The 21241-nt window shown below is 36.1% G+C and carries 20 protein-coding genes and 6 pseudogenes; 7 read left to right on the top strand and 19 right to left on the bottom strand.

The window, feature by feature from the left end; all coding sequences use genetic code 11:
• The first annotated feature begins 27 nt into the window (after positions 1 to 27).
• Entirely contained in the window at positions 28 to 897 is an 870-nt protein-coding gene (locus tag F0342_RS10320; RefSeq protein ID WP_149155855.1) for a PhzF family phenazine biosynthesis protein, read from the top strand.
• Positions 898 to 1499: 602 nt separating this feature from the next.
• Here F0342_RS10320 and F0342_RS10315 read toward each other — a convergent pair.
• From F0342_RS10315 to F0342_RS10275, 9 genes and pseudogenes are all read right to left on the bottom strand, one after another.
• Complete coding sequence (locus tag F0342_RS10315; RefSeq protein ID WP_149155854.1) at positions 1500 to 1910, bottom strand: GNAT family N-acetyltransferase; 411 nt, start codon at positions 1908 to 1910, stop codon at positions 1500 to 1502.
• Between the two features lie 133 nt (positions 1911 to 2043).
• Positions 2044 to 2663 (bottom strand): annotated as a pseudogene (locus F0342_RS10310) (TSUP family transporter).
• A 356-nt stretch (positions 2664 to 3019) separates the two neighbouring features.
• The gene (locus F0342_RS10305; protein ID WP_149155853.1) at positions 3020 to 3982 is read right to left on the bottom strand and encodes a proline dehydrogenase family protein; all 963 of its coding nucleotides are present in this window, start codon (positions 3980 to 3982) and stop codon (positions 3020 to 3022) included.
• A 143-nt stretch (positions 3983 to 4125) separates the two neighbouring features.
• Positions 4126 to 4953 (bottom strand): AraC family transcriptional regulator, encoded by an 828-nt coding sequence (locus F0342_RS10300; protein ID WP_149155852.1) that lies wholly within the window; start codon positions 4951 to 4953, stop codon positions 4126 to 4128.
• A 498-nt stretch (positions 4954 to 5451) separates the two neighbouring features.
• A pseudogene (locus F0342_RS10295) lies at positions 5452 to 5918 on the bottom strand (2-thiouracil desulfurase family protein).
• Between the two features lie 267 nt (positions 5919 to 6185).
• The gene (locus tag F0342_RS10290; protein ID WP_149155851.1) at positions 6186 to 6779 is read right to left on the bottom strand and encodes a DJ-1/PfpI family protein; all 594 of its coding nucleotides are present in this window, start codon (positions 6777 to 6779) and stop codon (positions 6186 to 6188) included.
• 154 nt (positions 6780 to 6933) lie between these two features.
• Positions 6934 to 8061 (bottom strand): FAD-dependent monooxygenase, encoded by a 1128-nt coding sequence (locus F0342_RS10285; protein WP_149155850.1) that lies wholly within the window; start codon positions 8059 to 8061, stop codon positions 6934 to 6936.
• Between the two features lie 14 nt (positions 8062 to 8075).
• Positions 8076 to 8498, bottom strand: a complete 423-nt coding sequence (locus tag F0342_RS10280; protein WP_149155849.1) for a DUF3995 domain-containing protein — start codon at positions 8496 to 8498, stop codon at positions 8076 to 8078.
• Between the two features lie 2 nt (positions 8499 to 8500).
• The gene (locus tag F0342_RS10275) at positions 8501 to 9094 is read right to left on the bottom strand and encodes a TetR/AcrR family transcriptional regulator (protein WP_188048490.1); all 594 of its coding nucleotides are present in this window, start codon (positions 9092 to 9094) and stop codon (positions 8501 to 8503) included.
• 152 nt (positions 9095 to 9246) lie between these two features.
• Between F0342_RS10275 and F0342_RS10270 the strand changes: the two genes are divergently transcribed.
• The gene (locus F0342_RS10270; protein ID WP_188048489.1) at positions 9247 to 9387 is read left to right on the top strand and encodes a hypothetical protein; all 141 of its coding nucleotides are present in this window, start codon (positions 9247 to 9249) and stop codon (positions 9385 to 9387) included.
• Positions 9388 to 10542: 1155 nt separating this feature from the next.
• Here the strand turns inward: F0342_RS10270 and F0342_RS10265 are convergent.
• Positions 10543 to 10887: a GrpB family protein gene (locus F0342_RS10265; RefSeq protein WP_188048488.1), complete on the bottom strand. Its 345-nt coding sequence runs from the start codon at positions 10885 to 10887 to the stop codon at positions 10543 to 10545.
• A gap of 946 nt (positions 10888 to 11833) precedes the next feature.
• Here F0342_RS10265 and F0342_RS10260 point away from each other — a divergent pair.
• The 3 genes from F0342_RS10260 (at position 11834) to F0342_RS10250 (ending at position 13368) form a co-directional block, all read left to right on the top strand.
• Positions 11834 to 12433: a TetR/AcrR family transcriptional regulator gene (locus F0342_RS10260; protein ID WP_149155845.1), complete on the top strand. Its 600-nt coding sequence runs from the start codon at positions 11834 to 11836 to the stop codon at positions 12431 to 12433.
• 242 nt (positions 12434 to 12675) lie between these two features.
• A complete protein-coding gene (locus F0342_RS25620; RefSeq protein WP_316252598.1) occupies positions 12676 to 12915 on the top strand; it encodes a DUF2269 family protein in 240 nt (79 codons plus the stop codon).
• Positions 12916 to 12933: 18 nt separating this feature from the next.
• The gene (locus F0342_RS10250) at positions 12934 to 13368 is read left to right on the top strand and encodes a DoxX family protein (protein WP_149155844.1); all 435 of its coding nucleotides are present in this window, start codon (positions 12934 to 12936) and stop codon (positions 13366 to 13368) included.
• 173 nt (positions 13369 to 13541) lie between these two features.
• Here the strand turns inward: F0342_RS10250 and F0342_RS24825 are convergent, their stop codons facing one another.
• Positions 13542 to 13718, bottom strand: a complete 177-nt coding sequence (locus F0342_RS24825; RefSeq protein WP_188048487.1) for an alpha/beta fold hydrolase — start codon at positions 13716 to 13718, stop codon at positions 13542 to 13544.
• Between the two features lie 123 nt (positions 13719 to 13841).
• Positions 13842 to 14183, bottom strand: a complete 342-nt coding sequence (locus tag F0342_RS10245; RefSeq protein WP_395940677.1) for a GNAT family N-acetyltransferase — start codon at positions 14181 to 14183, stop codon at positions 13842 to 13844.
• Positions 14184 to 14235: 52 nt separating this feature from the next.
• Between F0342_RS10245 and F0342_RS10240 the strand changes: the two are divergent.
• Positions 14236 to 14595, top strand: a pseudogene (locus tag F0342_RS10240) (Tn3 family transposase); the annotation flags it as partial.
• A gap of 164 nt (positions 14596 to 14759) precedes the next feature.
• On the opposite strand, the gene F0342_RS10235 reads toward F0342_RS10240, so the two are convergent.
• The 5 genes and pseudogenes from F0342_RS10235 to F0342_RS25710 form a co-directional block, all read right to left on the bottom strand.
• Complete coding sequence (locus F0342_RS10235; RefSeq protein ID WP_262481694.1) at positions 14760 to 15413, bottom strand: type 1 glutamine amidotransferase domain-containing protein; 654 nt, start codon at positions 15411 to 15413, stop codon at positions 14760 to 14762.
• A 150-nt stretch (positions 15414 to 15563) separates the two neighbouring features.
• Positions 15564 to 17726: a DNA topoisomerase III gene (locus F0342_RS10230; protein WP_149155843.1), complete on the bottom strand. Its 2163-nt coding sequence runs from the start codon at positions 17724 to 17726 to the stop codon at positions 15564 to 15566.
• 258 nt (positions 17727 to 17984) lie between these two features.
• On the bottom strand, positions 17985 to 18422 hold the full coding sequence (locus F0342_RS10225) for a DUF6376 family protein (protein WP_149155842.1): 438 nt from the start codon (positions 18420 to 18422) through the stop codon (positions 17985 to 17987).
• 113 nt (positions 18423 to 18535) lie between these two features.
• Positions 18536 to 19252 (bottom strand): annotated as a pseudogene (locus F0342_RS10220) (M24 family metallopeptidase); the annotation flags it as partial.
• A gap of 27 nt (positions 19253 to 19279) precedes the next feature.
• A pseudogene (locus F0342_RS25710) lies at positions 19280 to 19615 on the bottom strand (aminopeptidase P family N-terminal domain-containing protein); the annotation flags it as partial.
• 278 nt (positions 19616 to 19893) lie between these two features.
• On the opposite strand from F0342_RS25710, the gene F0342_RS25355 reads away from it, so the two are divergent.
• On the top strand, positions 19894 to 19989 hold the full coding sequence (locus tag F0342_RS25355) for a putative holin-like toxin (RefSeq protein WP_253275457.1): 96 nt from the start codon (positions 19894 to 19896) through the stop codon (positions 19987 to 19989).
• A gap of 238 nt (positions 19990 to 20227) precedes the next feature.
• Here F0342_RS25355 and F0342_RS10215 read toward each other — a convergent pair whose 3' ends face one another.
• Together F0342_RS10215 and F0342_RS10210 are read right to left on the bottom strand one after the other, a co-directional pair.
• Positions 20228 to 20671, bottom strand: coding sequence for a DUF4064 domain-containing protein (locus tag F0342_RS10215; RefSeq protein WP_149155840.1), 444 nt, complete (start codon positions 20669 to 20671; stop codon positions 20228 to 20230).
• A 62-nt stretch (positions 20672 to 20733) separates the two neighbouring features.
• Positions 20734 to 21149: pseudogene (locus F0342_RS10210) on the bottom strand (NUDIX hydrolase).
• Positions 21150 to 21241 lie beyond the last annotated feature (92 nt).

Here is a 21241-nt window from a genome sequence, read left to right as displayed (position 1 = left end):
CGATATACAATTTGGAGGGATCATATTATGAAGTTAAAAGTTTATACATTAAATTCATTTGCAAAATCCATTGAAGGAGGGAACCTTGCCGGAGTGGTACTTAGCGCTGATTATCTATCAAATGAGGACATGAAAAAAATAGCAGGTATCATCGGTTTTAGTGAGACTGCTTTTGTCATGAAGTCAGACCTTGCTGACTTCAAGGTTAGATTCTTTACACCTAATGAAGAGGTTGATCTTTGTGGCCATGCAACGATAGCAGCGTTCTATACACTTTCAAGCCAAGGATATATTAAACCAGGAAAATATTCTCAAGAAACAAAGGCTGGAATTTTAAGTGTAGAAGTAATGGAAGACCTATCAATTATGATGGATCAAAATGCTCCAAGCTATTATGAAATAATAGACAAGGAGGAAATTGCAGATTCCTTAAATATTACTATAGATGAAATGTTGGGGGATCTACCAGTACAAATTGTATCTACTGGCCTTAGGGATATACTTATACCGATTAAAAACTTAGATATATTAAATTCTATAAAGCCAGATTTGGAAAAAGTAACAAATATCAGCAGTAAATATAATACCATTGGTTATCATATTTTTACCCTTGAATCACTAAAGGGTTCAAATGCTCACTGTAGAAATTTGGCACCTTTATATGGAATTCCCGAAGAATCTGCAACTGGTACATCCAATGGTGCCCTTTCATGTTATCTTTATAAATATGGTAAAATCAAACCTGAACATGTTATTAATATATCTGTTGAGCAAGGTTACTCTATGAAAAGGCCTTCGGAAATAGTTATAGCGTTAACTACTCAAGGGAAAGAAATTATTGAGGTAAAGGTAGGCGGAAAAGCATTGAATTTATCTGAAACAGAGGTTGAAATATAATTGTAAAATATAAATTTCTAATAAAATTTAAATAATAAGATAGCCGGATTTTTCTTAGAGTAGAAAATCCGGCTCATTTTTTGTCGAAATTTGCTTAAAGTATATTTTCGTTAAAATGTGGGTGGGACGCCATCTAATACTTTCAACCTGATCAGCTCCGTTATATACTTTTAAACGACTCTTTCCAAATTCCATATTTTTCTATTTTCATGTTAAATGAATTAATAATTAAGGTGAATAGGAATATTGACCACCCACGAATATCAGAGTGCTAACCGTTGTAGAGATCTTTTGCCTTCGTGCCGTATGCTTACCTCTTCCTCTCATCTTTAAAGGAGTATCTCAATACAATGATAGCTAGTAAAGGAAACCACTTGACAACCTATCATTGTATTGAGAGGAGGTCTTCAAGATGACGAGGAAGTAGTCTAACCAAATCTTGGTTGACCACTGGAAAGGAAGCAGTATAAGCTTCTGTATTAAGGTTGCCCAAAAACCAAAAAAATGGACCGAAATAAGGTGGGCTATTGACAGTTTCGTTCATATCAGTTTAAGTACGATTCTTCACAATTTACTTGCAGTAGGGTAGTCCCAATAATGGACTACAAATATTTCTCCATTATTATGTAGGATTTACCCTCTTTTATAAAACTGGAGTGGGTTTCTTGCAAACCAAATTTTTTGTAAAAAGTCACCTTATTCTTTCTGGCATTACACCAGATTCTCTTAACGCCGTAAATCTTTGCTTCCTTTAAAACATAGTTTAACAAAACACTTCCGTATCCCTTACCTTGTTCTTGTTCTACAGTAGTAAATTTTCGGAATTGACCTTCTTCATTATTAATAAAAAGTGAGATGACAGAAATCAGGATGTCTTCTTGGAAAAGACCAAAATGAATAGCTAAATGATCATCTTCTAACTTAATGTAGTCATAGTCCTTATGGGTCCACATCACTTTATGCCTTAATTCCCAAACCTGTTCCTTATCTACTTTTCTAATCGTGGTTTCCATAATCCTCTCCTTTGTCTTCTCTATAAAATAAGTAATGCAGGGAACATAATAGTCTTCCCTTTTTATAGGATAATTCTGTACCTCTTTAATAAGCTCAATCGTTTACCAAAACGATTTCTATTTAATAAACCTTTTAGGGAAGAGAGTGTAAATTGATAAGATCATGTATATTTTTCGCTAATAGTATAAAGGTTACAGCAATAAACAATGCACGTACATAACCACTTCCTCTTTTAAATCCAATCATTAAAAAAGCAAACATTAAAAATGAACCTGTTCCAGGACCAAGAAATCCATCATAAAAACCAATAGCAAAGATTAAAACCATAAAAATAATGAAGTTTCGATGGACAATTTTTTATAGGTCGAGATGCCACCCCAATCTTTCTTAAAAATGGTGTAAACTGCAACAGCAGCGAGCATTACCAACATCAACGGCTTAAGAACTTCAGGGTCCATTAAATGGACAGTCCACGCACCTAGCATTGAGCCAATAATAACGAGTGGAAAAAATTTATATATTGATTTTAAATCGAGTTTGCCAGAACGATAAAACATAAATGTACTCGTTAAAGAGCCCATAGTCCCTACTAATTTATTCGTAGCAACTGCTGATGCTGGGCTCAGCCCTGTAAATAATAATGCAGGTAATGCAATCAGTCCACCGCCTCCTACAACTGAATCAATAAATGAAGCTAAAAATCCAAAGACAATCAAAATAATTAATAGAGATTGGTCTAATTCAAAATACATCTAATCTTCCTTTCATCTAGTTGTATTAAATACACAACGCCTAACCGTATAACTTATAACTTATAACTTAATTGTACTTGAATAAAAAGTATAAAAAAATTTATTGTTTTTATTAATCTCTATAAGAAAAACTTATCTTTTATAATTAATTATTTCTTCAACTAACATGCTAGTTCCTTTAAGTACATTCCTTCACAATCTTTTCTATATAATTTAACCTTAATACACAATTTTCTTTTTTAGAGTTATTCCACAATCTGGCCCTTTTCATGAAGAAAGACACTTTCCTTATTTCAGAAAAGCGCCCAATTGTTGAAGATACTAAATTATAGGAAACATTAGAAAATAATATTTCATTATTTAGTATGTATTTTTTCTCTATCAGTATTTTGTTCAATTATATCTGAAATAAAAGTATAAATATTCGGAGGATATTCAGCAATACGATGAACTAAATATAAATACCACTCACTACCATATGTTACATAAACTTTAGCCTGGATATTATCCTCCTTTAAAAATCTTAATAGGTCAGGTCGAACCCCATCCAACATCTCAACTTCAACATTCGAACTATAAAGAAATCCTTTTGCTTTTAGGTCCATCAATATATTTTCATCATGTGTAGCGACAGACAATGGATGATTACTATCTATACACATAGATACAAATTCTATATACCGTTTATTTAACTCTTCGGATCTTGGGATATATGTACCTTCAGACTCTTGATAAGCCCCCTTTACTAAACGTATTCTACCCGAGGTTTTCAATAGATCATTTAGGTCAATAGATGAACGCTTCAAATGAACTTGTAATGTTATCCCAACATTTGAGAATAAATTTGATATCCTTTTATATAGTGATAAAATTTCATCTGTTTTTTGTGATTCTTCCATACTTATCATAAGTTGAATATTATGTTTTTGTGCTTCTTTTGCTAATTCTTCTAAATTAGTAAATGCTACTGCATCAGAAATCATCATTCCGATATGAGAAAGATCAAATGATACGGTAGCCTTCATTTGATTATTCCCGAGATCTTTTATTAATTCTTTGAATTCATTTTTGGTAAGCATACATTCTTCTTCGGATGTTGTATTTTCGCCAATAAATTCTAATGAAACCTGATACCCTTTGTTATATAGGTTTATAACACGCTCTAGCCCTTCCGTACGTGTTTCTCCAGCCACAAATCGGTTAGCACCTTTAATAAAAATCGGGAAAAGTTCTTTTGAATTTTGAAAATAGGATTTTAGTTCTTGATTTCTAGCAATCGATTTTAGAGCTTTGGAAAAGCGAATTTCTTCATTAAGCATAAAATAATCACATCCTTATTTTTTATCTTATTTGGGATTACGTTTTTCCGATGATGACTTTTCACCCACGAAAATCAAACTCCTATATTTGAGCTGAATCCCAAATGAAAATGGTAATAAATGTGGGAAATTATTAAAGCAGATCATTTATCATTCTGAATAAAAATATCCCTGTATTGTCCGGGTGTTAATCCAATAAATTCCATAAAGAAATTACTAAAATGGCTTTGATCTACAAAACCCGTCCCTATTGCCGCATCAAGTGGTTTTACCCCCTGTTCCAATCGTTTCTTTGCTTCATTAATACGTACCGTTTGTAAGTAACGATACGGGGTAATCCCCCGAATCCGGGTAAATGAGCGTAACAAAGAATATTTGTTCATATTAGCTATTTTTGCTAAATCATCTAAAGCAATATGTTCTGTATAATGTACTTCTATGTAGTGACAGACATTTTCAACTTCTTGTTTAATAGCTCTCGGTTCTGTATCTTCGATGGCTTCGGTATATTCTTCAATAAGCTGTTGAATAAGAAAATAAAAAGTTTCTTCTTTCTCAAAATCTGATATTTCATCATCCATAATCATCTGGTGAAGATTATGCAACAATTGAGCTTGTTCACTATGATAGGCAACAGGAGAAGTAAAGGAAGGAAGATAATCTTGCCCTGTAATCTCTTTTGTAACTTTTCGCATGATTTCAGGCTTGATATTCAAGCAGCGATAGTCTAATGTTTGGTTGTCAATTGATTCACAGGCATGATTGTCCAGAGGGTTAAAAAATATAATATCACCGGTACCTATTACATATTCTTTGTTCTTACAAGATAATCGTCTTTGTCCACTCTCTATAAACCCAATCACATAATATTCATGGAAGTGGTTCGGAAACTTTTGCATGATTCCTTCAAAACGATAAGCTTCTATTTGTAAATCATGATCAAAACGTACCGTTCTTTCTTCTTGTCCCATACGAACAACCTCCTTTTGATTTCTGATAGTTAGTGTAACACATTTGATTAAGGCTCTCTTGTAAGATATTGACTAATAAAAAGTGTCATGGTAGATTAAAAAACTGCCACACCATTCTTTTTTTAATATTAAATCTACAACTATAAAAATGTCTTGATGACACCCATAAATTTAATAACTTCTATGTGTATCACCCTACTATTGTTCAAAAGGGTTCCTTCATACCAACTCTCAAAATCATTTTAGGCTTGATCATTGCAGGTAAGACAACAACAAGGAGGGGGTAGTACCAGCGATGCTATTATCACCCGCAATAAGGAAATGTCACGGTTATAATAAGTTGTTTAAGTTTAATACTGCCAACACACATATCCCCGTCCTGTTTTGGATAGGGGTAAAATAAAGTTGTTAAATAAGAATATTTTAGGTACTTTAGCAATACAGTCATTTAAAAATACTCATACAAGAATCTCGTCCATTATTTGAAGATAAGTTATATTATATTATCTTATCGAAATAATCGGCAAATTGTTCTTCTGAAATTACTTGTAAACCGTTTCTTTTTAAAAAAGCAGTTGTAACTCCATTCCCAGCAATTTTCTCCCCTATAAATTCACCATTATAAATCATTGAACTTCCACAGGATGGACTATACTCCTTAAGAACAACTACTGTTGCATTAACATTTTTAGCTTTTTTTAAAGTAGTGTAAGCTCCTTCTATGTATAATTCCGTAACGTCTCTACCTGACTTCTCGACTACTTTAGCTTTCCCATCTAATACATCATCCCCGTTACCACCTATTATTTCAGCAGGTTCTCTGAGGTTGAAAATCCACCAAGCAATTCCGGGCATACAGGTATTGCCTTATTCTCTTCTATTAGTTTACTGATCTTAAGATCTAAACTATGCGTACCGTTATATCTTACCTGTAACCCTGCTAAACAAGAACTCACTAATATCATTGATAACACCTCATTTTAATACCACCTTATGAACTTGTACAACTAACTCCACGTTTTAAATGAATAACTTAAAGCTTCGATTTACTCTCTAATAATTCCTTCTCTCATTCAAGAATATAGCCTTTAAACTGAAATAAGCACCTTTCCTTATCCCAGAATAGCGATCCTACTGCGAGAGATCGTTAATAACGAAGTTGATGTTTCTGATAGCACAAAAGAACCTAACCACACAGAAGTATCATCCTTCTTTCATTAGTTAGTGGAAAATTACAACTTAATTTCATACTCCATTCGTTTTGCTGTCTCTACAGCTACATCTTTTCCATGCAGTAGAGATATCAGATGAAACGACATATTAATTCCTGCTGAAATTCCTCCAGATGTTATAATTGATCCTTCATCGACATATTTAACATCACGCTGGACTAATACTTTAGGAAATTCATGTTTTAATCGATCAATATCCATCCAATGCGTTGTCGCTTTTCTTCCATCTAGAATTCCTGCTTTTGCAAGAAGCAGCGCACCAGTACAGACTGAAGTCAGAAACTCTGTTCTTGATTGCTGGGCTTTAATCCATTCAATGATACTAGGATTGTTTATTTCAATCTGTTCAGCTCCATACCCCCCAGGAATAATCACAATATCTAATAAAGGATGGTTAGCGAAACTAAAATCAGGAAAAACTTTCAAACCATTCCTTGCAGTAACTAAGTCTCCATTTTCTGATATTGTTTTGACAATAAACGGCTTTTCATTTGAATTAGAAAAAGTCGCTATAGAAAAAACTTCAAATGGTCCTGCAAAATCTAATACTTCTACATCGTTAAATAGTAAAATACCAACTGTACGCTGTTGCATTTTTAAACCTCCTTTAAGATATCATTTATATATAAATATAAAATTTCAAAAAAAACTTGACTTTAAGGTTTAGAATCGATAATTCGAATTATCGTTATGAATACTGATCTTTTCATGGATTAGATAATTAAATTTGCAAGACTCAAGTACGTTATTAATAGTGATAATCAAATATATATTGATTTTGCTTTTGGTAAAAAGCTTGAGGAGTTGTTTTCATCATTAAATTTCGGATATGACAAAGGAAAGGGTGTTCGAATTGCGCCATTACACCTACTCGTTTGGAAATGGCGCTGATTTTATTTGCTCTATATACTCTCTTTTTCTGATACTCTTGTAATCCACTATCCGGATGTTCGGATAGGGACATTCCTAAAATGTAGGCATCTTCAATTCCTTGACATGCCCCTTGTCCTAAATTTGGTGTCATAGCATGTGCTGCGTCCCCAACAAGAGCGATATTGTCAAAAACATATTGATCAATTGTAGGAATATCATAAATATCGTGTTTGAGGACATGATGATTTTCGGAAAGCTTTAATAGGTCGGTTACCTGCTGGGGATAGTTTTTTAGCCGTTCGATCAAATCTGAAACAATATAATTGGATATGTGGCGATTATTTGGCTGGGTGTTAATAAGCATGTACCAGTATGCCTTTGTTTTAGAGATCGGTAAATAACCGAAGCGTCCATTCGGTCCCCATATTTCATGAAGTTCGGCGGATAATTTCATGTGGTTTTCTAGTAGAGTAACTCCTCGCCAACAAGTATAGCCTGCATAACGAAGCGATATATTCGGAAGCAATTGCTTTCGAATTACAGAATGAATTCCATCTGCCGCAATTAACATGTCCCCTGTGACTTCTTCACCATCATTCAATAAAACGGTGACTCCATGCGGATGTTGATGACATTTAACAGCTTTTTTTCCAAAATAAACAGGGACTGACTTTAATTCCTGTAGAAGAATATTATGTAAATCTGCACGGTGAATAGCAATTGTTTTTTCAGGAAATTGATTTTCATTAAGCTTTGATAAGCTTTTCCCTTTATCAGAGGAGATAACAAAACGATTGATGAACTGACCCTGTTTTTTCAGTTGATGTGTAATCCCCCACTCTTCAAAGATTCGAATGACGTTTGGTGCTAAAATAATCCCTGCTCCTGCGGTCTTTAGTTGTGTTGCCTTCTCAAATACTTGTACATTCATTCCAATTCGGTGAAGTGCTATGGCTGTACATAATCCAGCGATTCCACCACCTAAAATAATTACTTTTTTCATATACAGATTCCTTCCTATTTTGTCATAAAGACATAAATAAATATAAAACTAAGAAACAGACAAAGTGGAGTATAGGCAATCGTATCCATTTTAGAAAAAGAAGTTTTTCGTCTTTTTTTAAATAAACCTACATAATTAAAGTCACCCATTGCTCTAAGACCAAAAACGAGGAAACAAAAAAAACAAAGGATATGAACTAGTTTTGATTGTTTTATAAATGGGATAAGGGAGCTCTGAATTCCTAAAACTAAGCATGAACTAAAAAGGCAAACAGCTACCAAAAGTGTTCCCCATTTCCCAGGGTTAAACTTGTACTGATTATGATTATCTTGAGGAATGACGGCACTTATTCCTTTTGTTCCTCCAAATGCCCAATAAACATGAATAAAGGTCAGGAAAAACAGTATTAAACACGAAATGATTTGGAGTATCATCATAGTTAATCCTCCATATTCATTATAAATTGTTCAAGAATCAGTGAAATTCTTCGGTTCACACTTTGAAGAAGTGTAGTTGTGGATTGTTCATCATATACCCACATAATTACCGATGTAAAGTAAGTTCCTAAGAGAATACATGCGATGTCTTCAAGTTCGCCATGAACTTTAATTTGTTCACGTTCTATTTCTTCCTTTAATAATTTCATTAATAGGTCTTTAAGTTGTAGAATCGCATTCATTTCATCATCAATAATCCCCGAGGATTTGAACACTTCGGCTACAGCAAATTTCATTAATTTTGGGTATTCCTTATACATTGTCGTTAAACGAGTAAATAATGTGATGATTTTCTGTTTTACATCCATTTGTGAACTCTCTTGGATAATGGTTATCCGTTCCATTTGCAATTGTCCAAAGTATAAAAGAACAGATTCCTTAGTAGAAAAATAATTGTAAAATGTCCCTTTTGCAATCCCACATGCTTTAGTAATTTCAGATACACTAACTTCGTCTATTCCTTTTTCAGAAAACAAACGAATAGCTTCGAAAAAAATTCTCTCTTTTAAATCTTTTTTTCTAGATTCTCGTAGCACATGAATCCCCCCATAAAATTATGACTATAGTCAAATTATGACCGCGGTCAAATTTTATCATATTCAACCGTTTATGTCACCAATCTATTGATATTTACTTGAGTTGCACAGAAACAACGTTCTCGATAAAGCGCATCAAATATCGCTTTTTCATGCCTTTCGTCGAACTGAACGGCATTAATATGGTGAACGGAAAATTGTATATCGAGGGAGGCCATCATGAAGCGGACTTGGCCATGGACGTACATATTACAACTAGAGCTGGGATCAACGCCTTTTTAATGTTGCTTTGAAATAAAGTTTGATCAAAAACACCCATAAACCGGTATTTTACGATAATTAAAAAGAATACATTTTGAAAAGAGATTGATCAAAATGTATTCTTATCTATCAAATTTAAGATTCGGTTTTATAAAAAAGTTTAATCATTTTCAGTCTGTGTTACTCCACAATCGCACCCTTTTCTGGAAGACTCGATATCAAGATAATATTAGAGTCATAGCAAAATTATCTTCTTTTTTGCTCTCGATAAAGTAATAAGATTATCGTATTCCTTTCAAAATATTTATATTTAATGACTAAATTACAAAACTCCCAAAACTATATTTCTAAACTTATGTGAAATTTCGATTTTCCCCTTGTAAATGTACAACCCATTCCCGTGATTGGATTTAAAACCCTTTAACTAAGGATTAGACCAAATTCTATCTAAGTTTAATGTACATATACTTTATCCCCTTTAATTTGCTTATGAATAATTGGGTTATGAAAGCACTTGTCTAGACTCTCTTCATTTATTTTATGCCTGCTTCTGACATCTACCCCTAAAATACCTTTTATGGGTTCTTTAGGACTATTCATAGAATCTCTCCTTACTCTTCATGTATGTCTACATTATGTTCCAAATTCACAATTATATGTATATAGATGAAAAGGGCAACAGATTTAGATATTAATACCCTTTTATATGAATCTTGACTAAGTAACTCTTGGTTCAACATTTATCATATGTTGAAAAGCATTTGCTTTGTGGTTATGCTATTTACTATAAATAATTTGAGGTGAATGGGAATAAGCTCGGATTTAAGGAGATAGGGAAACTGGAGAATTTTCCAAAAGGATTCTCACACTATTACTTGTGCAAACAGTTGAATTGAAGGTATATCTGTGCAATTATAGATACTCTTAACTTTTAGCATTATTAAAGGTGACAACCTTTTTAGCGGTGAAAACAGTTCAATTTGCCTTACTACATAGTAAGGATTTTACTTATTCTATCGCTATATTAATCATGTTTTTATTTCAAAACTTATTGGATTTTCTATTTACTAAGTCCTAGATTAGTTATGCTTGCCTTTATTTCGTCTTGAATTTCTCTTATTAATACATCAGAGCTTAATTCTTTAAATTCAATGCCTCACCGATTGGGCGATAATAGTATTCCTTGCTTACGGAGTCATACCCTTCAGCAACAAGAATAGAATCGTAGTTACTAAATAAACAAATAACCAATGGTCGTTAGTTACTTTCACAAAGAACTTTTGCCACGGGCGTTGATCTAAATCAGGATGTACAAAATACCGATTGTAATCAACCAACAATGAAGCTATGTCTTCTACCGTTTCAAATGAATCAGTTTTAGCCATTAAAGCGATAATTGGTTTCGATGGTAAATTCGGAATAGATGTACTTGCATAATGTTGAATTTCAGTTATATCTGAACGAGAAAGAATATCTAGAAGTAACGCTTTTTCATTCTCACCTTTTTTTGATCCATCTTGGATTCGGTTCAACAATGTCTATTGTCTCAGTAGCCAATCTGGCCATGTATTCTTATCATGAATATTTCTCATCTTACTCACCCTCAGATTGTTTATATTTAATCATTTGCTAAAATTGTTTTACGTTATGTGATCAAGGTAGTAAAACAACAAACAACATAAACATTCTACTTTTTCTTTATTCTCCATTCATACCTTTTCTCCTTCCCCATAAAATGGCCAATATCAAAAGAGGTAGCGTGCCATGTAGCATTCCCCTCTTTAGAATTGAAATTTTTAGGGCATTAAAAGATGTACAGTTAATTTCCGAAAAAATTCCTTATGCATAGATGGAACTTAACCCAACCAACGCTGTTCAACAATCTGGCCATGATAGTTGAACAGCGTTATTTCATTCCTGTTCCAATATTACATAAACTCAAATTAGTGGCCATAAAGAGGTACAGCTAACATTTTAACGAAAATATACGCAAAGACATTTTTTGGAACATAAAATACGAATTTCCTTATCTTTTTTCTTTCCTTAGGTAAACTTTTTTGATTGACCACAACATCAATATGGTTGATAATGTACCTAAGAGATTTATCTAATTTCTCCCTAAATGGTATATCAAAAGCCATGATATATCATAAATTTAGTCACCCTCTAGTATTAGAGAGGTGACTTTTTTTATAGAATATAATTAGGTTGCTGATAAATGTTACAGGTTTAGTACTAGTGGAAAGTAACATGAAAGCTTTAATTTTATTATTTCATTTTTATTACCCAAAAGATCTAATACTCACAATGATGATTTTATTCAGCAAAAAAGCCCGATGTTAAATATTCGCGCCCTTTTGTTGAAGAACAATATATTGTTTTTTCTTCACAAACCGACTGCCGGTATGTATAATGAATGTCAACAACGAAAACCAAAAATAAACCCCAAAGAATCCATCTATAAAAGGAGGAAAACACTTGGATCGGGCATCAAAACGAAAACGGACGAAACAGCTTCTTTTGGAGGCTACCAAAGAATTAGTACGCGAAAAAGGTTGCAGCAAAATGACCTTGAACGACATTATAGAACGTACGGGGCTTTCAAAAGGAGCTATTTACCATTATGTAAAAAGTAAGGATGAACTGTTGGCCTTAGTGTTAGAGGAAAGACTCGAAGATATCAATGACCGCTTTTTTGCTGAAGTGAATAAAGGAAAAAAAGAGCTGAAGGGGCCACTACAAGAAATCATTAAAAAATTGCCGTCGTTGCAAGACCCTTTTGATCCCACTAATCGAATCTTTATTTACTTGTTGGGGCAGAACGATCAACCTGACGTAAGCGAGGTGATCCGTCGTTTTTATGAACAAGTGATCCAATTGTCGAAGCAGTGGATTGTAGCAGGTCAGAAGGCAGGGGTCATTTCCTTATCAGTCAATGCGGATAAGACAGCAGAATTGTTCATATTGATTTCGTACGGGTTTCGTATGCGAAGTGCTATCTCTTCTGACTCCTACGCATTCGGCCCAGACGATTTCTCGAACTTCATCGCCGGCTTACTGCTGGCAAAAAAGGAATAATGAGAAAAGGATGTGAACCATTTGAGCTTTCTATTATTTTTGCATCTTTTGGGGGCGGTTATTTTTTTAGGAAACATTATAACTGCGGCGTTTTGGAAAATTCGAGCCGACATAAAGGGAGAACCCGCATTCATTCACAACACGGTGAAAACGTGATGTTTTGCTGACTTTATATTTACGATGCCAGGATTGATTTAATCATCGTTTCCGGCAATTTAATGGATGTTCAAGCAGGATATTCGATGTCCAGTTTCAATTGGCTCACCATTTCGTTGATCCTTTTTTCCCTAACCGGCATCCTCTGGTTGACGGTGCTGCTGCCAATACAGCGCAGCATGATCCGCCACAGCGCCCAGTCGATAGAGGCCGGTATCATTTCTAAAGCGTACCGAAAAGCATCGCTGTATTGGGCTATTTTCGGAATTGTAGCTACTTTATTACCTGTCGTTATTTTGTATTTGATGATTACTAAAGGTTTTTAAATAAGAGGGGGAATACGAATGGCTCCGTTTATCCTACTGATTGTGTCATTTTTGATTTTTCGTTTCATCGGTTTTTTCGGACTGTCTTATCTTGATGATTGGGAGACTTCTTTACGGATTGCTATTGCTCTCATGTTCTTATTTACAGCAGCAGCTCATTGGGGAAAGAGACGTCAGGATCTTATCAAAATGGTCCCCCCTGCTCTCCCAAATCCAGATTTCATCGTGACTATGACTGGAATATTGGAAATCGTTGGATCCATAGGCCTGCTAATACCCATCACCTCAAGTATTGCTTCAGTCGGTTTGGCATTCTTACTTATTGTTATGTTCCCAGCTAATATTCGCGCTGCACGAAAAGAAATCACCATTGGCGGAAGACCAAGTACTCCTCTGTTCCCTCGAATAATTTTGCAAATTATATTTTTGACAGCTGTTATTTTTGTCGGATAGTATTGAGAGAATCAGGTATTGACATAATGCGAGATGAATTTCTTCAACTAAATGGCCTAAAATGAAAAATGAGCGCTGATCCTTGTTCCAGGATCGCGCCCTTTAATGGAATAACGAAAAAGCTGAATATCACCTGACTTATCTTCAGCTATCAAACAGGTTATGGTCATTTTTTAGTCAATCACAATTAATCTAAAGTCATTTTCTAATCTTTTGGATTGATGGTAAGAAAAATCGTGACAGCTTTTTCCTGGTCCACCGTGCAAAAATAGAATAGGTGGTTTTTCTTTAGTCCCATAACATTCAACGTAGAGCTCTTTACCCCTAATCGTAATTAATTCTCCAGTCATATTTTTATTCCCCTTTTCTTTTTTAACTAATTTTAATTATACAAAATACTTAATTCATCAAAGGCAACCTTCATTACTGGAGAATTGCCCCCGTTTGTTGAAGAAGGATTATTTGTAACATCTTTATCTTCTATGCATAACAAATTGTGATTTACTGTATTTTAAATTGTTTTTTTCATAGAAAGGTATTAAATGTTGCTCACAAAACAAACTGATTACGTCAATATGTGATAGGTCATCTAACAATTTTGATACCAGTTTTATACCTATACCTTCCTTTTGATATGAACTATGTATAACAACATCTTCAACATACGCTCTAAACTTTCCATCTAAAACAGCCCTTGCAAAACCAATTAATGTATCGTTTTTCCATGCTCCTACTGACTGTACTTTGTTTAACATCTCTTCTATATCTTGCTCTACCCTTTCTCCCCACCAACCCACATCATTATATAGTCTCATAACATCTATTGCTTTGATTGTTTTTTCCTTAAAACTCAAAATTTCGGTGTTCAGCCCTGAACACCGTAGACGTGTACAGATTGGACTGAACAAAGGAGAAGCAAAGCACGGATTAGCTCGTGCCATATTTTTTTATCAGTTAGGTGAAGTACGCGACCGTTCGTATGAAGATCAGTTACACCGAGCGAGTGCCCTTCAACTCATCGTGTCAGCGATTGTCTCTTGGAATACAGTCTATATTGAGCAGGCTATTGCATCATTACGTACAAGAGGAGTAGAAATTCCAGAAGAATATTTCCAGCATATATCTCCTTTGGGCTGGGAGCATATGGCATTAACAGGGGATTATGTGTGGAACCTGAAACAGGATGGGACAATTGATCAATTACGACCACTACGGGTTAAGAAATAAGAGAAAAGGAACAGCCGGTTCCTTACTGTACAGATAACCGGCTAAAATGTGTCTAAATTGTGTCTAAACGTACAATTTTTCACTTTTGGTAACGTGACCCCTTTTAGAAAGAATAGTATGGATTGGCTCCTTAAAGTAGATTCCTTTCATTAATTATTTCGTTATTATATTAATTTTACGAAGGCTTCTGCTGTTGACTGGCTGGATTGTGGATTCTGCCCAGTCACGAATTTCCCATCAGTGATTACATGCTCACTCCATGCTTCAGATTTTTCAAATTGAGCCCCTTGCTCTCTTAATTTTGTTTCCAATAAGAAAGGCATTAATGAGTCAAGGCCCGTTTGCTGTTCTTCTTCATTGGTGAACCCTGTCATGCTTTTTCCTTCAACCAGCCATTTTCCATTTGAGAGTTTCGTCCCAACGAAACCAGCAGGACCGTGGCATACAGATCCGATGGCTTTGTTGTTTTCAGCAAAGTGGGCCATTGCTTGTTGAAGTTCTGGACTGTCAGGTAGATCAAACATCGTTCCGTGTCCGCCAGGTAAGAATATCCCTGAATATTCGTTAACGTTCAATTGCGAAAGGACCATTGTTTGATCCAATTCTTTGGTCACACCCTTCCACTTTTCCACCTGTTCATCATCAAGGCTGTTAGGATCTAAAGGAATTCGGCCTCCTTTTAAGCTAGCTACATCTACACCGAATCCCTGATTCTTAAATTCTTCATATGGTTCAGCGAACTCAGATAACCAAAGACCTGTTTCGTGTTCATCATCAATTTTACTTTCATTCGTTAAGACCATTAATATCTTTTTCAATGTGTACCCTCCATTTTTATATAGCTGTTTTCCTACCCTTTTGTTTTATCCACTTCTCATGAAGTTAAACTTCCTTAATCCAATTATTATTCTTTTACAAGGTTTTAAGCAGAAAAAAACGACTCCTTTTTTGAGAGTCGTTTAGATGGATTAATCTATATCGAATACGAATTGAATTTTCTTTTCAACAGGATCCCAACTAAGGTAAGCTGAAAACTCCTTCTCTCCTTTTTTGAAACCGTCGATGCGTTCGGATTTTCCATCCGCAAGCACTTTTTTTACGATTGCTTGTGTCATACGCTTCGAGAGAATGGTCTTAGAAATGGTGAAGCTGCATTTTGTTTTTTGATAATTGGAGCAGCCGTAGAATTTTCCTTTGTCAACCACTTTCCCACCACATTTCAAACATGTGCCGACACTGGTTTTCGCTGTTCTTTTACCTTTACTCCCTTTGGACCGTTGGATGGAAGCGGTATCAAGGTCTTCGAAATTCCATCTGTTTGCCTCTTCAAGAGCGTTTTGAACAAGTTTTTCGCTTAATTTCTTCACTTGCTCCATAAACTCGGGTGCGGAAGCTTGCCCTTTTCCTATTTCCTGTAGTCGCTGTTCCCATTTTGCCGTCATTTCAGCTGATGCCAACACATTTTCACCTATTGCCCGAATCAAAACTTTCGCTTTATCGGTTGGATAAACAATATTCTTTTGGATATCAATGTAGTTCCGATCTTTAAGCATGGTTATGATTCCAGCGCGTGTTGCCTCGGTACCCAGACCTTCTGCTTGCTTTAACACTTTCTCGAGCTCATCATTATCCATGTATTTACCCGCTGTTTTCATTAAGGTAATCAGTTGCCCTTCTGTGTAACGCTTAGGTGGCTGGGTTTTTCCTTCCTTCGTATGGACACTCTTGACTTTGCCCTTGTCGCTTTCCTCAACAGGTGGCAGCAGCGGTTCATCATCCTTTTCATTCTGCATCAGAACCTGCCGCCATCCTTCTTGAAGAATCTGCTTTCCTTTAGAAATGAATTCAGCCCGGTCGTCCACGACGGTAGTGATAGTAGTGTAATGGATCACAGCTTTGTCGTGATGTGCAGCGATAAAGCGTTTAACCACAACATCATATATTTTCCTTTCATCCCCTGATAACGATTGAGGGTCAGTTACTTGTTCTGTTGGAATAATCGCGTAGTGATCTGAAACCTTTGCTTCATTTACAAAACGCTTGTTATTCAGCAGGCTCTCATTAGGAGTGGGGATCCAGCTATTGTAAGGGCTGTATTCTTGAAGCTTAGACAATATTTCCGGAAATGTTTCAGCTTCCCCTTTCGTTACATATTGTGAATCTGACCTTGGGTAAGATACAATGCCCTTTTGATAAAGTTTTTGCAGGACATCCAGTGTTTTTTTGGGTGAAAATTTATATATTTTGTTCATCGTTGCCTGAAGAGCTGATAGATTGAAAAGCAATGGAGGAGCAAATTCTTTTCTTTCTGTTTTCATCTCCAGAACGCTTGCAGGCTTCCCTTGGCAGAACGAAGCAATCTTCTCTGCCAGTTCCTTTGTTTGAATTCGGGATTCTCCATCCTTTTGCCAAACCCCTTCGTACGTGTGGTCTCCCATTTGAAAGGCTGCTTTCACTTCCCAGAAGGGTTCGCTTTTGAATTGCTCTATTTCTTCATCTCTTTTTACAATCAAAGCAAGAGTCGGTGTTTGTACCCTTCCTGCAGAGAAAACATCCGACATGCCTTGCTGTTTTAGTAGAATGCTATACGCTCTCGATGCATTCATTCCCACAAGCCAGTCCGCACAAGCGCGGGAATAGGCTTCATAATAGAGGCTCCGCATTTCCGTTTCTTCTCTCAAACTAGTGAACCCTTGAATGATGGCTTTCTCTGTCAGGGATGATATCCATAATCTTTTCATGGGTTTTTGCACGCGGGACATTGAAATAATATTCCGGATGATCAACTCACCTTCACGCCCCGCATCCCCTGCATGGATGATTTCTGTGACTTCACTTTTCTTTAGAAGTTCTTTAATGACTGCGAATTGTTTAGCTTTTGCCCGTTGAAGCTCATATTGAAATCGATGAGGAATGATGGGGAGGTCTTCTAACGTCCATTTTTTCCATCTGCTTTCATATTTTTCCGGGGCTTGAAGCTGAAAGAGGTGACCTACAGCCCATGTAATATAAGCTCCTTTAGGGAACACATCATTAGATTGTATTTCAATATAACCTTGGCGTTTTCGATGAGGGAAAGGTTTAGCGAGGGTTGCTCCTTGATCGGGTTTTTCGGCAATAACAACTTTCATAACAATCTCCTGTCCATCTCTATGATTCCTTCATTATAGCATGTTTTTAAGAACTCTTGTTCTATATGTGAGAAATCATATTTGTTTTTTTCGGTCATATTTGAAACTAGTTTAATACAAATCTACTTGAGAATAGGGTTGATTTATTTTGTGGAGCCAAGGGGGGGATGTGACTGTAGCTAGAGTGGAAATGGGGTAATGTTATATTACAGTATGATGGTGATACGGATAAAAAGTATTATCCGTATCACAATTAGCTTATTGTCCTAAATTTTCCAGATTACCTTTAATTTCTTGTAACTGATTAAAAGTGTTAACGATCTCAAGGTTTTGTAACTCAGAAATTTGGACTACTCCCTTATCAATTTCTACTAAGGCTCGATCAATTCCTTCCAGCGCTTGCTCATTATATCCTTCCACTTTTTTGTGGATGTTTTCTGCGAGCTGAGGCGGAGTCAGATCATTGATTTCTTGTATTTCTGTTTTCATGTCTTTTAACCTAGTTTCAAGTGCCGGTATGGTGGATGGGTCTGCAGATGCATTTTCCACTAATCCAGGAAAATCGTTGGCAAATTGCTCTGCTTCATTGAGATAATCGGTCATTTCCTCAACATAGGTCAAACTGTTGTTTGCTTCTTCGAGGATTCCACAGCCTGCCAGCATGAAAAAGCTGATTAATATGATAAATTTTTTCACTGAATTTCATCCTTCCCTAGCTTTCTCTCCTAATATATACGAATGAACTTCCCAATCGTTTCATTTCTTTTTCATGAAAAAAAGGCTAACACGCCGTTAGCCTCCTCTATGTCTTATTTAATAATTTGCAGTTCTTTAGGGAATTTAGTCAAGGTTTCGTAACCATCCTTTGTTATCAGCACATCATCTTCAATTCTTACGCCGCCAATTTCCGGTACGTAAATTCCAGGCTCAATGGTGTAGGTCATTCCTTCTTTTAATATCCCATTATTTAAATGGCTCATTGATGGGAATTCATGTACGTTGATCCCAAGGCCGTGACCGATCCTGTGTGGGAAATAGTCTCCATACCCTGCTTCTGTAATGATATCCCGTGCGATTTGATCCAGATCACCAATACGGGTTCCGGGCTTACTTGCTTCCAGTGAAGCCAGTTCTGCTTTTAAAACGGTAGAGTAGATTTCTTTTTGCTTGTCTGAAACGGATTTATAAGCAAATGTACGGGTGATGTCAGAAGTATATCCTTCAAGGACTACACCTAGATCAAACAAGACAAAATCTCCTGCCTTCAGCTTCCGGTCTCCTGGGTTTCCGTGTGGATCTCCAGCTTTTTCACCAAAGAGCACCATCGTAGAGAAAGACATTTCACGAATCCCTTTTTTCTTTAACTCATACTCGATCTTCGCAAGAACTTCCATTTCCGTAATGCCTTCTTGAAGTGCACTTACACCTACTTCAACCCCGAAGTCTGCCATTTCTGCCGCTCGACGCATGATGGCAATTTCACCCTCATCCTTCACTACACGCATCTCATTTAATTTGTCTTCAACATTCACTATATCCGGTGAGTTGAAAATGTTTAAAAATGCCTGACTGCGGCCATACGTTACGACTTCATTTTCGAAAGCCACCTTGCGGCCATCAATTCCTCGTCTTTGAATGGCTTGTTGAATGAATTCCCATGGATTTTCGTGATCAGAGTAGCCGATCACTTCGTTACTCCAGCCGGCACCCTTCACTTGACGTGCTTCCATTCCAGGTACGACCACAAATGGTTCGGCATCAGGAAATACAAACAGTCCCATTAATCGCTCATGTGGATCCGTGTGGAAATTTGTTAAGTAGAATACATTTTCAGTTGAATTGATAAATGCGGCATCGATATTTTCTTCTTTTAACCAATTTTTTAGCATTTCTATACGTTGTTTCATCGTGAGTTCCTCCTCGAATTTCGTGATGTTATGTAATCGATTAATATGAGCATATCTATGCTAACACATTTTGAAGAAAGTTTGAAATAATCGTATTGTAAGTGAAGGTTCTCAATGAGGTTTAATGTTTTTTTGATAGGGGTTCGCTTTTCCTACCTCTTGCCTATAAAGTACGGAGGGGGTTTGTGATATAATTTGAAGCATACAGTGAATGTAGGGTGGGAGTGGCCACTTCCTTATAGAAGGAGGTGGTGCTTATAGTGACAACGTATGAGGCGTTAACGCTAATGATTACCTTTGGCTCTTTAATTGTCTCCATCATTGCCGTAGTTATTTCGAATGACAAAAAGAAATAACCCCACCCTCATGAAGCGCCTAAACTTTGAAGGGTAGAGTTATGTTCCTTTCTCTATTGGGCCACTGCTTTCCTTGCAGTTTGCTGTGTAGCAAGAGACATTGGTTGCCGCCAGTGTCTCTTGTTTTATCATTATGCTCTACTTTTAAGATAGTATAAATCGAGTCTGAAAGCAAGATGAGTACAAGCAAAACTTTACGAAAAATCTAGTTTAGAGAAAAAATTATCTCAATGCTTTTTTAATACACAGGGTCTGTTTTCTTAGGCTTGCGCACAAGAGCCATGATTCCTGCGATCAGGAACAGAAGGCCTGGTACGAAACCAAATCCTATCGTGCCAAGTCCGATGACAAGGGCAGCAATGATAAACATGATTCCGGATAATACCGGTTTTTTATTTTTCACAATGGTTAATACAGCAATAATCCCCAGGATGGACGCAATGATTCCTAATATAACAAGGTAAGATCCAGTTGATTCAGCAGCGTTGATAATGGAGCTTAAATCTCCTGCAGTCATCTCCGAATTTTGTATATTTGGATCACTCTCCATTCCTTCTTCGAGTTGGGACATGAACTCGGGATTACTCATCCCCATATTAAGTACGATTCCGATTATGGAAAATAATGCGGATAAGATAATTCCGATTACTCCCATCACTACTTCTCCTGTACGTTTCACCATTCTACTCTCTCCTTTATAGATAATTACTTTATAATATATTGTGCTAAAACGATACTATTCCCTTAAATGGATAGTGTGTTTAGCTTCTTACTCATGTAGGCTTCCAGGATGGAAAGATCTTCTGGAAATCCCAGAGGCAGATTCTTTAACTCTTGAAGTGAAATCCATTTATTTTTATGTATTAGTTGATCAGAGTCCTGTATGGTTGCTTCTCCTCCCAGGATCCTGACTTCATAGTAATGAATTCTTATAGAAATACTTCCTTCATTCCCCCACTTTGTATACAAATGTTTTCCTACTTCAATATCATAGCCTGTTTCTTCCCAAACTTCAGGTTACAGCACTCCTGAAGGGATTCGTCCAATTCGATCCCCCTTGAAGGAACCGACCAACGTTTCTCTTCTTCTTTCCCTTGTAATACCATCAATAAACGACCTTCATCCATGCAAAGAGCAGATGCACCAATCCATTCATTCAATCAATCACCTCATTTCGTGTGGAAGCATTTAAACTCATTCAATAATTTAATAAATGAGTTTATGGAAATGTCTCCTCTAGCATATTCTCTCT

Origin of the sequence: Bacillus sp. CH30_1T (assembly GCF_008364765.1) — a bacterium.
GTDB lineage: Bacteria > Bacillota > Bacilli > Bacillales > Bacillaceae_B > Rossellomorea.
Note: the sequence above shows the minus strand (reverse complement) of the source record. Positions and strands in the feature narration are given on the sequence as shown.